This is a genomic window from Paenibacillus oralis (assembly GCF_003863965.1).
GTDB classification, from domain to species: Bacteria; Bacillota; Bacilli; order Paenibacillales; family Paenibacillaceae; genus Fontibacillus; species Fontibacillus oralis.
In genome coordinates this window covers 3,706,203-3,721,894 of record NZ_RRCN01000001.1, presented here as the reverse complement: position 1 = coordinate 3,721,894, position 15,692 = coordinate 3,706,203, and the positions used below count along the sequence as shown (strand labels likewise).

General features: G+C 57.2%; 13 protein-coding genes. 8 read left to right on the top strand and 5 right to left on the bottom strand.

Annotated elements, in window-relative coordinates; all coding sequences use genetic code 11:
- Positions 1-59 precede the first annotated feature (59 nt).
- The 5 genes from queC (at position 60) to EHV15_RS16670 (ending at position 3,555) form a co-directional block, all read left to right on the top strand.
- Complete coding sequence (queC, locus tag EHV15_RS16690; protein ID WP_128632188.1) at positions 60-728, top strand: 7-cyano-7-deazaguanine synthase QueC; 669 nt, start codon at positions 60-62, stop codon at positions 726-728.
- Positions 725-1,219, top strand: a complete 495-nt coding sequence (queD, locus tag EHV15_RS16685) for a 6-carboxytetrahydropterin synthase QueD (protein WP_128632187.1) — start codon at positions 725-727, stop codon at positions 1,217-1,219. Before queC ends, queD begins: the two co-directional genes overlap by 4 nt.
- Positions 1,212-1,946: a 7-carboxy-7-deazaguanine synthase QueE gene (queE, locus tag EHV15_RS16680; RefSeq protein ID WP_128635391.1), complete on the top strand. Its 735-nt coding sequence runs from the start codon at positions 1,212-1,214 to the stop codon at positions 1,944-1,946. The genes queD and queE overlap by 8 nt, the downstream gene beginning before the upstream one ends.
- A 57-nt stretch (positions 1,947-2,003) precedes the next feature.
- On the top strand, positions 2,004-2,501 hold the full coding sequence (gene queF, locus EHV15_RS16675; protein ID WP_128632186.1) for a preQ(1) synthase: 498 nt from the start codon (positions 2,004-2,006) through the stop codon (positions 2,499-2,501).
- A gap of 82 nt (positions 2,502-2,583) precedes the next feature.
- The gene (locus EHV15_RS16670) at positions 2,584-3,555 is read left to right on the top strand and encodes a 2-hydroxyacid dehydrogenase (RefSeq protein WP_128632185.1); all 972 of its coding nucleotides are present in this window, start codon (positions 2,584-2,586) and stop codon (positions 3,553-3,555) included.
- 644 nt (positions 3,556-4,199) lie between these two features.
- Here the strand turns inward: EHV15_RS16670 and EHV15_RS16665 are convergent.
- Entirely contained in the window at positions 4,200-5,723 is a 1,524-nt protein-coding gene (locus EHV15_RS16665; RefSeq protein ID WP_128632184.1) for an MFS transporter, read from the bottom strand.
- Between the two features lie 185 nt (positions 5,724-5,908).
- Between EHV15_RS16665 and EHV15_RS16660 the strand changes: the two genes are divergently transcribed.
- A complete protein-coding gene (locus EHV15_RS16660) occupies positions 5,909-6,994 on the top strand; it encodes a M24 family metallopeptidase (RefSeq protein ID WP_128632183.1) in 1,086 nt (361 codons plus the stop codon).
- A gap of 209 nt (positions 6,995-7,203) precedes the next feature.
- Complete coding sequence (locus EHV15_RS16655) at positions 7,204-8,892, top strand: methyl-accepting chemotaxis protein (protein ID WP_246061645.1); 1,689 nt, start codon at positions 7,204-7,206, stop codon at positions 8,890-8,892.
- A 631-nt stretch (positions 8,893-9,523) separates the two neighbouring features.
- Here the strand turns inward: EHV15_RS16655 and EHV15_RS16650 are convergent.
- The 4 genes from EHV15_RS16650 to cobT all read right to left on the bottom strand — a co-directional run bounded on the left by EHV15_RS16650 (position 9,524) and on the right by cobT (position 14,019).
- Positions 9,524-11,230 (bottom strand): cobyric acid synthase, encoded by a 1,707-nt coding sequence (locus tag EHV15_RS16650; protein ID WP_128635389.1) that lies wholly within the window; start codon positions 11,228-11,230, stop codon positions 9,524-9,526.
- A 150-nt stretch (positions 11,231-11,380) separates the two neighbouring features.
- Positions 11,381-12,274 (bottom strand): adenosylcobinamide-GDP ribazoletransferase, encoded by an 894-nt coding sequence (gene cobS / locus EHV15_RS16645; protein WP_128632182.1) that lies wholly within the window; start codon positions 12,272-12,274, stop codon positions 11,381-11,383.
- Positions 12,271-12,891: a bifunctional adenosylcobinamide kinase/adenosylcobinamide-phosphate guanylyltransferase gene (locus tag EHV15_RS16640; RefSeq protein WP_128632181.1), complete on the bottom strand. Its 621-nt coding sequence runs from the start codon at positions 12,889-12,891 to the stop codon at positions 12,271-12,273. Before EHV15_RS16640 ends, cobS begins: the two co-directional genes overlap by 4 nt.
- A gap of 63 nt (positions 12,892-12,954) precedes the next feature.
- Positions 12,955-14,019 (bottom strand): nicotinate-nucleotide--dimethylbenzimidazole phosphoribosyltransferase, encoded by a 1,065-nt coding sequence (cobT, locus tag EHV15_RS16635; RefSeq protein ID WP_128632180.1) that lies wholly within the window; start codon positions 14,017-14,019, stop codon positions 12,955-12,957.
- A 442-nt stretch (positions 14,020-14,461) separates the two neighbouring features.
- On the opposite strand from cobT, the gene EHV15_RS16630 reads away from it, so the two are divergent.
- On the top strand, positions 14,462-15,637 hold the full coding sequence (locus EHV15_RS16630; RefSeq protein ID WP_128630411.1) for an IS256 family transposase: 1,176 nt from the start codon (positions 14,462-14,464) through the stop codon (positions 15,635-15,637).
- Positions 15,638-15,692 lie beyond the last annotated feature (55 nt).

Sequence of the window (15,692 nt, the reverse complement as noted above, 5' to 3'; positions counted from 1 at the left end):
CTGCGAGCGAAGCCAAGGCTTGCCGCTTTCTAATCCAAAAGAAGATGGAGGGTTTTTTTATGCTTAAAAACGAAAAAGCGGTCGTTGTCTTCAGCGGCGGACAGGACAGCACCACCTGCCTGTTCTGGGCCATGAAGCAGTTTGGCGAAGTGGAGGCTGTGACGTTCGATTACGGCCAGCGCCATGCCCGCGAAATCGAATGCGCCAAGGACATCGCCCGCGAGCTTGGCATCAAACATACGATTCTCGACATGAGCCTGCTGGGCCAATTGACGCAAAACGCGCTGACCCGCAGCGACATCGCCATCGAGCAAAAGGACGGGGAGCTCCCCAGCACATTTGTGGATGGGCGCAACCACCTGTTCCTCAGCTTTGCCGCTGTCCTGGCGAAAGGGATCGGCGCCAAGCATATCGTGACCGGCGTCTGCGAGACCGATTTCAGCGGGTATCCCGACTGCCGCGACGTGTTCGTCAAATCGCTGAACGTGACGCTCAATTTGGCGATGGATTACGAGTTCGTGATTCACACGCCGCTGATGTGGATCGACAAGGCCGAGACATGGAAGCTGGCCGACGAAGTGGGAGCGTTCGACTTCGTCCGCGAGCGGACGCTCACCTGCTACAACGGCGTCATCGGCGACGGCTGCGGCGAATGCCCGGCCTGCAAGCTGCGCAAAGCCGGCCTGAACAAATACCTGCTGGAGCGTCAGGGGGCGGATAAACCATGAGCCGCACGCCGGGCGAATTTCGGATCGTCGAATCGCTGCAGAAGCTGGGCCGCGACATCGGCAAGGAGCAGTTGCGCTACCACCGGCGCCGCGTTCTCGTCAGCAAGGAGTTCACCTTCGACGCCGCCCATCATCTGCATGCCTATGAAGGCAAATGCAAAAATCTGCACGGTCACACGTATAAAGCCGTGTTTGGCATCAGCGCCCTGCCGAACGAGATCGGCATCACCGCCGATTTCGGCACGATCAAGGAGATCTGGAAAAACGAAATCGAAGTTTATCTCGATCACCGGTATTTGAACGAAACGCTGCCGCCGATGAACACGACGGCGGAAAACATGGTCGTATGGCTGTTCGAGAAGATGGAGGCCGCCCTTGGGTCCGAAGCCTACAAGGATGTCGTGCAGGAGGGCCGGACGGAGTTCGTCCGCCTGTACGAAACGCCGACCAGCTATGCCGAAGTCAGACGGGAGTGGATGCGTGATGAATAACCTGCCGATTCCCGTGCTGGAGATTTTCGGGCCGACCGTTCAGGGCGAAGGCATGGTCATCGGGCAAAAAACGATGTTCGTCCGCACCGCCGGCTGCGATTACCGCTGCGCCTGGTGCGACTCCGCCTTCACCTGGGACGGCAGCGCCAAAGACGCGATCCGCCGCATGACGCCGGCGGAGATTTGGGAGGAGCTGCGCGCAATCGGCGGCGACCGCTTCTCGCACGTCACGCTGTCGGGCGGCAATCCCGCTCTTCTGCCGCAGCTCTCCGGACTGGTGGATCTGCTGCATGCTAAAGGGGTCGCCATCGCCGTCGAGACGCAGGGCTCGCGCTGGCAGGACTGGCTGGCCGAGATCGAGCAGGTCACGTTGTCGCCGAAGCCGCCGAGCTCGGGGATGGAGACCGATTGGGCTATTCTGGACGACATCGTGACCAAGCTGTCCCATCGCCCCCATCCCTTGGCCGTCAGCCTGAAGGTTGTTGTGTTTGACGAGACCGATCTCGCCTACGCCAAACAAGTGCATGCCCGCTACCCGGATGTAGCCATGTATGTCCAGGTCGGCAATCCCGACGTGCGGCGGATGGATATCCGGGAGCATGCCAGCGATCTGCTGCAGCGCTATGAAGCGCTGATCGATAATGTCGTGGCCTCGTCCGAGTTGAACGACGTGCGCGTCCTGCCGCAGCTGCATGCCCTCGTATGGGGCAACAAACGCGGCGTATAGCTTTGGCCATTATTTTTTTCATATAGATAAAATCACTTTGTAAAGGAGGGCCAACCCATGGCCGGAAGAAAACCTGAAGAAATGCAAGACGTCACGCTGCTGGGCAACCAGGGCGTTAAATATCCGTTTGATTACGCGCCGGAAGTGCTCGAATCGTTTGACAATAAACACCCTTACCGCGACTATTTTGTGAAATTTAACTGTCCCGAGTTTACGAGCCTTTGCCCGATCACCGGGCAGCCGGATTTCGCCACCATCTATATCAGCTACATTCCCGACATAAAAATGGTGGAAAGCAAATCGCTGAAGCTGTACCTGTTCAGCTTCCGCAATCACGGCGATTTCCACGAGGATTGCGTCAACATCATCATGAACGACCTGATCAAGCTGATGGATCCGAAGTACATCGAGGTATGGGGCAAATTTACGCCGCGCGGCGGCATTTCCATCGATCCGTACTGCAACTATGGCCGCCCCGGCACCAAATACGAGGCGATGGCCGAACACCGCCTGCTCAATCACGACATGTACCCGGAGAAGGTTGACAATCGCTAACGCCTTCCCCCTCCTTTTTCTGGTATGATAAAAGGTAAGTTTAAGAGTTTGCACGATACCATAGAAAAGGGAGAGGAGAACCGTGAAGCCACACGTATTTATCGCCAGACCCGTGCCTCCGGAGGTGGAGGTTTACCTCGCCGAACACTGCTTTTGCAGCAAGTGGGACGGCGGCGGACCGATTCCGCGCGAGCGGCTGCTCGCAAGCCTGGCCGAAACGGACGGCCTGCTGACGTCCGGCACCCGGATCGACGCGGAGCTGCTGCAGCATGCTCCCCGGTTGAAGGCCGTCAGCAATATCAGCGTCGGCTATAACAACTTCGATCTGGACGCGATGAAAGCCTGCGGCATAATCGGAACGAACACGCCGGCGGTGCTGAACGACACGGTCGCGGACCTCATTTTTGCGCTGATGCTGGCGGTCGCCCGCCGTGTTGCGGAGCTCGACCAGTATGTGAAGCAAGGAAATTGGAAACGCGGCGACGACGAAAAACTGTTTGGGCTCGATGTGCATCACAAGACGCTGGGCATCATCGGCATGGGGGAAATCGGGGAAGCCGTCGCCCGCCGGGGCCATTTGGGCTTCGGCATGGACGTGCTGTACTATAACCGCAGCCGCAAACCCGGGACCGAGGCTGAACTGGGCGCTGTGTACTGTTCTATGGAAGAACTGCTGCGGAAATCCGACTTCGTCGTCCTGATGACGCCGCTGACCCCGGAAACGCGGGGGCTGATCGGCGAACGCGAGCTCGCCTGGATGAAGCCGACGGCCGTGTTCGTCAACGCCTCCAGGGGGGCGACGGCCGACGAAGCCGCGTTGACCCAAGCGCTGCAGCAGGGACGCATCTACGGGGCCGGGCTCGACGTTTTCGAGCGCGAACCGATCGCGCCGGACCATCCGCTGCTGAGCTTGCCCAACGTCGTCACCCTGCCGCATATCGGCTCCTCCACCGCGCAAACCCGCCATCAAATGGCGATGCTGGCCGCGGAGAACCTGGTTAAGGCGCTGACCGGCGGCACTCCGCCGAACGTGGTCAAGGAGCTGCGCCTCTGAACCTGCTGCCGCCTACCATTTAAAGAAGCCGCTCCCTGGCATGGATTCGAACTTCCATGTTTCGGGGGCGGCTTTTTTAAAGGTTATAGAATTTCTTTGCGTGGAAGGAACTATATGCCACTTCCATCAAGTTGCGATACAAGGAAGAGGGGGAAATCTCACGAAATGTAAAAGTGCAGGCGATTTTTGTCGAAACTCCTCTAAATCGGGGGTTCAAAGGCAAAAGTGCAGTTCATTTTCGCTCAAAAGCTGCTTTTTTATCGGATAGCCTCAAATGAGATGTACTTTTGCATTTCAAACGCTCTAAAATGGTGATTTACGGAATATAGGATGTACTTTTGCAGTTGATCCCAGCGGACCGCCCTTCTTCCCATGGAAAACGATAAACTCGGCTTTCAGCGAAAAACATAAGAACAAAAAATGCCGCTAATGGAGATGAACATGCTAGGCTCCGGATGATAAGCACATAAAGTTCCGCTATTTTGCAGGCCCAGTCGACAGTTCGTCTTTCCAGTAGCCAGCTCCAGCTGTCAAGCGCCGATCTCCATGTTTAGCCCTCTTTTAACCAATTCAATGGCCTACACCAAGAACACAACCGCACGGTCCTTCTCCCCATTCTGATCATCGTATACTTTGCACGTTATTCAGCCCTGCTGCTTGGAAGGCTTGGCCGCCGCGCCGCGGAGAATCCGATCCTTGGGCATGGCGATGACGACCAGGACGGAACAAACGGCCGGAATCAAAGCCCACATAAAGGTGTGCGCAATCGAGCTGGATAAGGCGTCCGTAATTTTGTCCAAAATTTCCGGCGGGATCATTGCCCGCTTGTCCTCGCTCAACGCCTCCTGGGCATTGCCGAAAGTCGCCCCTGCTTGTCCCGTTCCGGCAAAAGCCGCGGACATCTTGTCCGCCAGCAGATTGCGCTGCACGATCCCGAAGATCGTAATCCCGAGCGTCATGCCGAGTGAGCGCAGAAAAGAGTTGGTCGACGTCGCCGCACCGCGCTGCCGCATGTCGAAATGATGGACGGACGCCATGCTGAGCACCGAAAAGGAGAAGCCGACGCCAAAGCCCGTCAAAATGCTGAAGACGGTTAGCAGCAGGCGCGAGGTATCGTTCGTCAGCGTGCTTAAGGCGAAAACGCCGCAAACGAAGCAGACGACCGAGATCGCCATGACCGCGCGGTACGACATCCGTGAGGTCAGCATTCCCCCCAGCATGCTGCCGATAACCGAACCGATCATCATCGGCATCAAAATAATGCCGGAGTTCGTGGCCGAGCCGCCGAATACGCCCTGCACGAAAATCGGGATGTACACCGTCGCCACGATAAACACGCTGCCGTACAGCAAAGCGAGCAAACAGCTTGTCGCGTAAAGCCGTATTTTGAACATGTCAAATGAAATGATCGGCTCCCGCGCTTTCCTTTCCGCCAGCAAAAAGGCCACAAACAGCACAGCAAAGCCGGCAAACAAAGCGATGATCGCCGCCGAACCCCAAGCGAATTTCTCGCCCCCGAGCTCCAGCGCAAACATCAGGCAGACCACCGCCCCGACGAGGGTAACCGCCCCGCTCCAATCGATCTGCTGCTTCGTATGCGTGAGCGATTCCCGGTAATAAGCGGAGATCAGCAGCAGGGAGACGATCCCAATCGGCACATTGATGTAAAAGACCCAGTGCCATCCCAGCGAATCGGTGATAAACGCGCCAAGCAGCGGGCCGAAAATGCTGGAGGTACCGAATACCGCTCCGAGCAGGCCGGTCATTTTCCCGCGCTGCTCCACGGGGAAAATGTCATAGATGATCGTAAACGCGATCGGCATCAGCGCCCCGCCGCCGATTCCTTGGATCGCCCGGTAAATGCTGAGCTGCATAATGCTTCCGGCCAGCCCGCACAGGACCGAACCGAGCAAAAACGTGACAACCCCAAACAGGAAAAAGCGTTTCCGGCCATACATATCGGACAGTTTGCCGAAAATCGGCGTCCCCGCCATCACCGCCACCATATAAGCGGAGGTTACCCAGACGAACTGCTCCATGCCCCCGAGGTCGGCGACGATCGTCCCCATCGCCGTCGTTACGATCGTGTTGTCCATGGCCGACATTAAGATCGCCAGCATCAGGCCGACCAGGATGAGTGTGGTTTGATTCTTTTTTTCCGCTGTCAACGTCGTCTCTCCTTTTAGCCAATTGATTCAAATTTTACATAACATAGCTTCTTCCCATTCTATTGAAATTTCCGCAAATGTAAACCTTTATTCCGTTAAATTTTGCGCCTGCTCCCAACTATCCCTTTTCCAGTTATTAGCCTATAATGTTATTTGAAACTGTTTGCGAAAGGAAGTATTTTCTAATGAATATGAAATGGACTGAGCTTGACCGAAAAATGCGCGAATCCGGGATCAGCACGCTGCTGATTACCGATCCGAAACATGTATACTATCTCACCGGGTTCCTAAGCAATCCGCATGAACGCTTTCTTGGCGCCGTCCTTCAAGCGGGGAGCGAACCGTTTCTCGTTGTCCCCGCACTGGACGAGGAAGCGGCCCGGGCGGCGGCGGACGTCGATGAAATCATCACCCATCAGGACACGGACGACCCGTATCTCCTGCTGAAGCAGCGTTTGAAGGGGACGCTTGGGACGATCGGATTCGAAAAAGAGCAGGTGACTGTGGCCAGGTTCGAGCAAATGCAGGAAACGCTTGGTTTTTCCCGGTATTTGGACGTTGGCCCTTGGCTGCGTGAGCTTCGTTTCCGCAAAAACGCGGAAGAGGTCGCCAAAATCAAGCACGCCGTAAGTCTGATCGAGCAGGTGCTGACGGAATCGGTGCGCCAGGTCAAGGAAGGAATCAGCGAAAATGAGCTTGTGGCCGAGGTGGAATATCAAATCCGCAAGCTGGGCGCGGACGGCCCTTCCTTCGATTCCATGGTGCTGTCCGGGGAAAAGACGGCTTTGCCGCACGGTGTTCCCGGAACACGGCAAATTCGCCGCGGCGACCTTGTCATGTTTGACATCGGGGTTTACGCAGACGGGTACGCATCGGACATCACGCGCACATTTGCCGTAGGGGAGTTGTCTGACGAACTGGTCAAAATATACGAAACCGTGCTGGCCGCCAACATGGCCGCCATCCAGGCGATCAAACCCGGGGTTGCCTTCGCCTCGATCGACAAAGCCGCGCGCGACGTCATCGAAGCCGCCGGTTACGGCCCATATTTTATTCACCGGTTAGGCCACGGGCTGGGCATTGACGTCCATGAATTCCCTTCCGTCCACGGCAAAAACGAACAATTGCTGACGGAGGGCAACGTATTTACGGTAGAGCCCGGTATTTATGTGCCGGGAGTCGGCGGCGTCCGCATCGAGGACGACGTGCTGGTGACCGCCTCCGGCGTGGAAGTGCTGACGACCTATCCGAAGCAATTGGCTTATATCTAACACTAAATGTAAGAAATCGGAGTTTTTTTATTCCTGTCGGGATAGGGAAATCTCTGATTTTTTTCTTTTTTGCAAGTTATTCATTTTCAAAGGGCATTTTTTCCTATAAAATAATGCTTATGAACCAGTGGTTAAAAAAGAGACTCCACGGTTTCGGATAGGCTTAGAGACATAGTTTACTTATTTTATGGGAGATTGGGGAGGATTCCGTGCTTAGAGTCAAGAGCTCTATCAGCCGCAAATTCATGCTTACGTTTGCGGTGCTACTCGTTTTGTCTTCGCTTTTGTTTAGTGTTAGTTTTTATTACATCTCCATGGGGATCATCACCCAAAACGTGCTTCCGCAATTTGACAAGGTGCTGCTGACCAGTACGCAGGACATTTATAAAAGGCTGGACACGAATCAAGCGCAGCAGTTGATGAGCGGAAAGGAAAACTCCCGTTTTGCGGTTGAATCCTATTTGACGAAAAGCGCCGAGGAGTTTCATTTAAACAAAGCTTACCTGATCCAGCTTCAGGAAAATGGAGCCGCCGTCATCGCCGCCAATGAAAATTCCGGCATGAACGCCGGCGACCCGTTGGAGATTCAAACGGCCATGACCAAGACCTCCGATGGGGGAGTACATATCAGCGAGCTGTATTCGGACCGGTTCGGCTCGCACAAAACGGCGTTCATCGCGATCCCCGGAAGCAAAGCGGTGCTGGCCATCGGGCTGGACGCCACTTTTATCGATGAGAAGCGGGCGGAAATTTTGCAAATTTGCATCGGCATTACCGCCCTCGTCATCGTGGGCGGTCTGTTGGTCGCGTATTTTGTTAGCCGGCGCATCACCAAATCGATCAAAAAGCTGGTTGCCGTTACGGAAAAAATGGCCGGCGGCGATTTCCGGCAAACGATCGAGGCGTCCGGCCATGACGAAGTCGCTCAGCTTGCCGCAAGCTTCCGTACGATGACGAACCAGCTCAAAGAGATGTTCGCCAAAGTAATGGACACGTCGCAAACCGTCGTGAGCGGGTCGGAACATTTATCGCGGTCGGTGGACACGTTTGGGGACCTGATCACCCGTTCCAATACGGCGACGCGCGAAATCGAATCCGGCAGCCTGACGATCGCCACGGCCGCCGCCGAAAATGCCCGGGCGATGGAGGAAATTTCGCAGGGCATCCAGTATATCGCCTCCTCTTCCGCCGAGGTCACCGAACGGATCGGACAAGCCGCCGAGGAAGCCGGCGCCGGCAACGAGCTGGCGCAAACGGCCGTCGAGCAGATGCAGCACGTCGAGGAAGCCGCCGGCCGCACGCTGGAGCATATCCGTATTCTCAACGAACGTTCCGAATCGATCGCCACCGTCGTTGGAACGATCACCGAAATCACGAAGCAAATTAATATCCTGGCGTTAAATGCGGCCATCGAAGCTTCCCGCGCCGGAGAAAACGGCAAAGGCTTCGCCGTCGTCGCCGAAGAAGTGCGCAAGCTGGCCGAGCAATCCCGTGAAGCCATGGACGAAATCGGCGAATATTTGCTGAGCATCCGCGAGGAATCGGAAAATTCCGTCAGCGCGATGCAGCGCGCCAGCGAGGAGATCGTCTCCGGCACCGGCCGTGTAAAACAAGCCGGCCGCGCCTTCGGGCAATTGACGGAGCTGATCCAAAACATCAATTTGACGATCCAATCCGTCTCATCTTCCACCCAACAAGTATCCGCCGGCACGGAGGAGGTCACCGCCTCGGTCGAGGAGTCGGCCAACATAACGGCCAAATCACTGGCGAGTATGGAACAAATCGCCCAATATTCGCAGCAGCAGCTGACCGAAATGGAAAGCCATGCCCAAACGGTCCGCTCCCTCCACGAACAGGCGCTGTCACTGCGCGAATCGGTGGAGAAGTTCCGTATCTAGTGGGCGGAGAAGCTCCAACTGTATGGGAGAAGTTCTAACTGCTGGGAGATACTCCAACCGCAGGAGGAAGCTCCAACCGCATGGAGGCTAACGGACCTGAGCGACCTTATTTGCCTGAAAAAACGCCGTTTTCATTTCTAACGGACCGAGGAGCCGCTATTTGCCCAAAAAAGGCCGGATATGTGCACATAAATGCCGAATAAGGTCTGTGGTGTCCGTTACATTTTGAAAACTGTGGATTTCACCAAATTAACGGCGCTGGGGTCCGTTAGGGGGCGGTTAACCAAAATTGTGTCGTATGCCCTACGCCAGAGTTTCTCACAATCGGATCGTCCGCACCGCATCTCATTGGAAAAAATCCAATAGATCGTCGGAAATCGACCACCATTGGGAGCTCTGATTGGAAAATATCCAATAGAATTTGCTTAAACTGCCTGTTTTGTGCCTTACAAAGCCCAATCTATTGGATATATCCAATCTGGCTGCTGTATTTACCATTTTATTTCCAGTTCTATTGGATATATCCAATTAACCTTCCCAATTAACCTTCCGTACTTACCACTAATTTTCCGGTTCTACTTGGCAGTATCCATTGAGAGTGCCGGTGCTAAGCAGACGATTCGCCCCAAACTTACCTCCTAATTTCCCTTCCATTCGCTATCGCCGGATCGAGCCCGGCGATTTCATAAAGCTGCTCCAGCTTCACGTGCCGCCGAACATGTTCAGCGAGGCGGTCGAAGGCCGCTTCTTTGCGGGAGGCCGCCGTAAAGGTCGCGCCCAGGGGATCGAGTCCCTTGGCCGTGCGAATGCCATCCAGCCAGCCCCGCCGCCACGCGTCGTTATGAAACAGGCCGTGCAAATAAGTGCCGAAAACGCGCCCGTTGACGAGAGCGACACCTTCGGGATAGACTTCGTCTTCGTCCGAAGACGGCGTACCGGCAAAAGTGCCGGTCAGTTCGCGGCGGATCAGAAACATATCGGCCAGACCAGGGCCGGCGGAAGAGGACGCCGAAGCAGAAGCGAAAGCAGAAGCGTAAACAGAAGCGGACGCGGAAACAGAGTTCAAAACCGATGGCGAGGCGGAATCCGCCGGCAACCGAACCGTCTCCCCTTGATGGATTTCGTAGCCTTCGATAGGCAGGGCGGCCTGGCCGGGAGGATACATCCGCACCGGATGCCCGTTAGCTGTCGTCCCGCGGACGCGGACCGTCTTTTTGCCCGGGCGGAAGGTCGTCGCGAGCGGCAGCCAGCCCAAACCTTCCGCCGACTGCGGTGCGCCCGCCTCTACCGCCTCGGGGTCGTGCAAACGCACCCCTAGCATCTGATAGCCTCCGCAGATGCCAACCAGTTGGGCATGCTCCCGGACGTCCATATAACGCCGGATAGCTTCATCCCATCCCTGCTCCCGCAGGAAGGTCAGGTCTCCGATCGTGTCCTTTGTACCCGGCAGGATGATCGCGTCGGGCTGACCCAGATCGGTGAGCCTGTCCACGTAACGGAGCGATACGTCCGGCTCGGCGGCGAGCGGAGCGAAATCGGTGAAATTGGAGATGCGCGGATAGCGGATTACGGCGATATCAACTGCTGCCTGTTCCCGGGCGGATTTGTCCGCCGCCGATGGATAAGTATCCAAAACGACCGAATCTTCGGCTTCAATGTCCAGGTCGGGAAGATAGGGCAGCACGCCGAGCACGGGAATGCCGGTGCGCCGCTCCAGCCAGTCGAGCCCCGGCTGGAGCAGGGAAAGGTCCCCGCGGAATTTGTTGATGATGAAGCCTTTGACCCGTGCCCGTTCCTCCGGCTCCAGCAGCTCCAGCGTACCGACCAGGAACGCGAACACCCCGCCGCGATCGATGTCCCCGACTAAAATAACCGGAGCGTCCGCCCATCCGGCCAAGTTCATATTGACGATGTCGCGCTGCTTCAGGTTGATTTCCGCCGGGCTGCCGGCCCCCTCCATGACGACGATGTCGTACTGCCGGCGCAGACGGTTCAAGGCATCCATCACAAGCGGCTTCGCCTCCGGGAGAAACTTCTCCCGGTAATCCGCCGCGCTGAGATGCTGCAGCGGCCGCCCGTGGACGACGATCTGCGAATGCATATCCCCGGTCGGCTTGATCAGCACCGGGTTCATGTCCGTGGTGGCGGCGATGCCGCAAGCCTCGGCTTGCACCCCCTGAGCCCGGCCGATTTCCCGGCCGTCCGGCGTAACGTAGGAGTTCAAAGCCATGTTTTGGGACTTGAAGGGAGCCGTGCGAAGCCCGTCCTGCGTAAAAATACGGCAGAGCGCCGTGACAATAACGCTTTTCCCGACATCCGAGGCCGTGCCTTGCACCATAAGCACCGCGCCGCCCCCCTTGGAATCGTCCACGCTTTCCCCCGCCCCTCTGACATTGGCTTCTCCTGCCCCAACGGCCCCGCCTGGAATGAAGCTTCCAGTCTTATTTTCCATCTGCTTCCTCTCCCTTCCGTTTTGCCGCGCCCGCGATCACCGGAATATCAAAACCGCCAGCAGCAGCAGCGCAGCTTCCAGTCCTTCGTTCAGCGCCCCGTAGGTATCGCCGGTTAAACCGCCCAGCTTGGCGCTCATCCAGCGGGCCGCCAAAGTTCCCCCCGCCCAGGCCAGCAAAGGGTGCAGACAGGCGTACAGCAGCAATTCCACCAAGGGCAGGTCGATGCTGCCGCGTAAGGCTGCCCCCGCCTCCGTCGCCTGCAATATGGGCTGCACGCTTATCGGCAAAATAACCAGCAGCACAGCGGGCAGCATCGCCGCCACGGTCAACACGATCGCCCAAACGGCAGCTCCCCGGGCGTCGCGTGACCCAAACCCGCGGAACTGCCCGGCCAAGCCTTCCCCTTGGCGGGCGTTTGGCCAAAAACGCATGGCCCGGGTCATAAACCAGCGGCTCCACACGGGCGCCGTCAACAGGGCGGCCCCGGTCTGCCATGCGCCGCCCTGCAGCAAGGAAGCCAGAAGCGAAGCCTTTAGCATAAGCAGCAGCACGCAGGCGAGCACCCCCATCGCTCCGACCCGGCTGTCCTTCATAATTTCCAGCATTTTTTCCCGGGGCCGGTAGCTGAGCAAGCCGTCGGCCGTGTCCATCCAGCCGTCCAGATGCAGCCCGCCGGTGACCCAAACCCAAGCGATCAGCGTCAGTACGGCGGCGGGCAGCGGCGGCAGCAGCCATGCCGACAAAATTGCGACGGCCCAGACGCTAAGCCCCACGGCCGCGCCTACAAGCGGGTAATATCGGGCGCTTCGCCGCAGCAGCTCGGGCGTAAAATCGAGCTCGGCCCGAACCGGAAACCGCGTCAAAAATTGAAAAGCAGCCAATATCGGCTGCTGCGGGCCGCTCCGATTGCTCTTACTCTCATCGCTCATAGCCGATACTCCCTGCTTTTCAACTCGATCGGAATGCCTGCCGTCACGAGAAACACCTGCTCGGAAATGGCCGCCATCCTGCGGTTCAACCTGCCCGCCAAGTCGCGATACAACCGGCCCAAAGGGTATTCCGGTACGATTCCGTCGCCCACCTCGTTGGTGACCATCACCAGCGTGCCGGGGAAAGCTTCGGCCGCGGCAGCCAGCCGCCCGATTTCCCGCTCCATGACCTCGGCCGCGTCGGGCCGTTCCCCCTGCTCTAGCAGCATGTTCGACAGCCATAACGTGAGGCAGTCGACGAGCACGACGGCCGTGGCGGACGAGCCCGCCTTTTCCGTTCCCTGCTGGTTCGTCCCGGCCGCTTCCGCCCCGCTTGCCCGCAGCTCGTCCCCTAACTCCGTCAGCTTTTCCGCCAGCCGCAGCGGCTCCTCCACCGTCGTCCAAGCAAATCCGCTTTGTTCCCGCTGCCGCCGGTGCAGCGCGATCCGCTCGGCCATTTCTTCGTCGAAGGCTTGCCCGGTCGCGATATATAACGCAGCTTTCGCATGCTTCATAATCCAGCGCTCGGCAAACGAGCTTTTGCCGCTGCGGGCGCCGCCCGTGATCGTTACTTTCATCGCTTTCCCCCCAAACTCATGTTGACTGTTGACGCAATTTCGCCCGGGCAGCGCCCCTATATTTTACTGGTCGCCGCCCGTGGAAATCCCCGCGCTCTCAAACGTAGCCATCTCCCGCATGATCCAGCTCGCCGCGTCCACCAAATGCAGGGCGAGCACCCCGCCGGTTCCCTCGCCGAGCCGCATGCCGAGCTCCAGCATCGGATCGAGCTTAAGCTCCCGAAGCAGCTGGCGGTGCCCCTGCTCCGCAGAAACGTGGGAAGCGATCATATACCCGGCCGCTTCCGGCGCTAGCCGGCTTGCGGCAAGCGCCGCCACGCTGGAAATGAAGCCGTCGATCACGACGGGGCAGCGGCTTTTCGCGGCGCCAAGAATGACTCCGGTGAGCCCGGCGATTTCCAGGCCGCCCACTTTAGCTAACACGTCGAGCGGGTCTCCCGGGTCCGGACGATTGACCTCCAGGGCGCGCTGCACGACTTCGATTTTGCGGCGCAGCCGTTCATCGTCGATCCCGGTTCCCCGGCCGACGCTATGCTCCGGCGAAATCCCGGTTAAAGCGCTCATCATCGCCGCACTGGCCGTCGTATTGCCGATGCCCATTTCGCCCGTAACGAACAGGCGAACGCCGTGGGATGCCGCTTCCTCCACAAGCCGCGCCCCGATCAGCACGGCCGCCTCCGCTTCCTCCCGGGTCATCGCCGCGCCTTTGGCCATATTGGATGTGCCGTACCGCACTTTCCGCTGCATCAAAGCCGGGTGCAACAGCTCCGCGTTCACGCCGATATCAACGCACACGACGTCGGCGCCGGCCTGGCGCGCCAGCACGTTCACCGCCGCTCCCCCGGCAAGGAAATTGCCCACCATCTGCGGCGTCACTTCCGCCGGAAAGGCGCTGACGCCTTCCTCGCAAACGCCGTGGTCGGCGGCCATCACAAACACCGTGCGCCGCGGGAACTCCGGCAGCGCTTCACCCGTAATACCAGCCAGCTTGACGGCCAATCCCTCCAGCTTGCCGAGACTGCCGGGCGGCTTCGTCAACCGCCCCAAATGTTCCTCGGCGGCAGCCATCGCCACCGTATCCAGCCCGCCGATGCTTCCGATAAGTTCCAAAATCGCATCATATCCCATGACTATTCGTCCCTTCCCCGTTCGGTTCAACTGTTCGGTTCATCTGCTCGGTTCATCTGCTCGGTTCATCTGCTCGGTTCATCTGCCCGCATCCTCTGTTCGCTTTTTCCGCCTCAATTTCCGGTTTCGCCGCTCCAATCGCCCTAGTAGAATGATCCGGAAATAATATGGCTTATCTGTGGACAGGGGCCATGGGTCACTTTGTCCCATATTAGTCTTGTGCTCAGTATCGTCCCCATAAAATAGAGGAACTTTAGGGTCCTATTTTCCGAATTTGAGTCTATTCATCACCATAGGGGAACTTTAGGGTCTTATTTTTCGATGAACAGGGCGAAAGGCGGATGGCGTAAAATAAGTTGTGTAAGGACAGGTTAGTCTATCAAACGACAAAAAAGTAGGGTATGCTTGGGATTGCGAAGTCACCAAGGAGGAACCCTACTCAATGACAACTATACAACAAAACTCGTTCACAGAACAACTCGAAAATACAATGCAAAGTTTTCTAAAAGAAAAAATTGAAACTCTTTTAAAGGAGGAAATTAAAAATTACTTACAAGTAGAACACCCGGAAGTGGCAAACAGCCGCAACGGATATTACAGCAGGAACTGGGAAACCCGACACGGGGTGATTCCGGATCTGCAAGTGCCGCGGGATCGCCAAGGCGACTTTCAGACGGAACTGTTCGCGCCCTACCAGCGGCGGGAAGCTTGGCTAGAGGACACGGTCATTCACATGTACAAGGGCGGGATGAGCACAAGAGACATCGCCGCCTTCATTGAAAAAATGTTTGGCGCCCAGTACTCGCCAACGACCGTGAGCAACATCACGAGCACGGTGCTGGAAGACGTTGCGGCCTGGCAGGCTCGACCGCTGGCCAAGCGTTATGCGGTCATCTATCTGGACGGGATGTACGTGAAGCTCAAGCGTCAGTCCGTCGCCAGCGAAGTCATTTATATTGCCATGGGTGTCGATGAGGCCGGACACCGTGAGATCCTTAGCTTCAGCCTTGGCGGCAAAGAAAGCGCCAACGGGTGGAGGGATGTCCTGCGAGACCTCTACAAACGTGGCGTGCACGAGGTGCTGCTGGGCGTATTCGATGGCTTAGCGGGACTGGAGGAGGCCTTCCGGGAAACGTATCCGCAGGCCGGCGTCCAGCGTTGCGTCACTCATAAAATGCGCAATACGCTACCGAAAATCCGCGATAAGGACAAAGCGGATTTCGTGACGGACATGAAGACGATTTACAGTGCCATGGATCGCGATGTCGCCATGGCCAATTTCGACCTCGTGCAAGCCAAGTGGGGCAAGATCTATCCGAAGGAGCTCGCGTCGTGGGAGAACGAGTTACCGGTCCTCCTTCGCTTTTACGATTTCCCAACGATGATCCACTATGCCATTTACACCTCGAACCCCATCGAGCGAACAAACAAGGAAATCCGCAAGCGGCTGCGGCCCATGAACAGTTTGACGAACATGGATGCAGCGGAGAAAATTATTTATCTAGAGGCCCTCTCCTATAACGAACGCTGGAGCAGCCGGGTGTTGCGTGGATTCGCGGATGCAAAAACCCAGCAAGCGCTCAAAAAAATGTTTGACGAAAAATATCCCCAGGCCTGAGCCGATGCAGTCGCGTTAGCCAGGTGTGGCACACAAAGCATAGATAACAAGGACA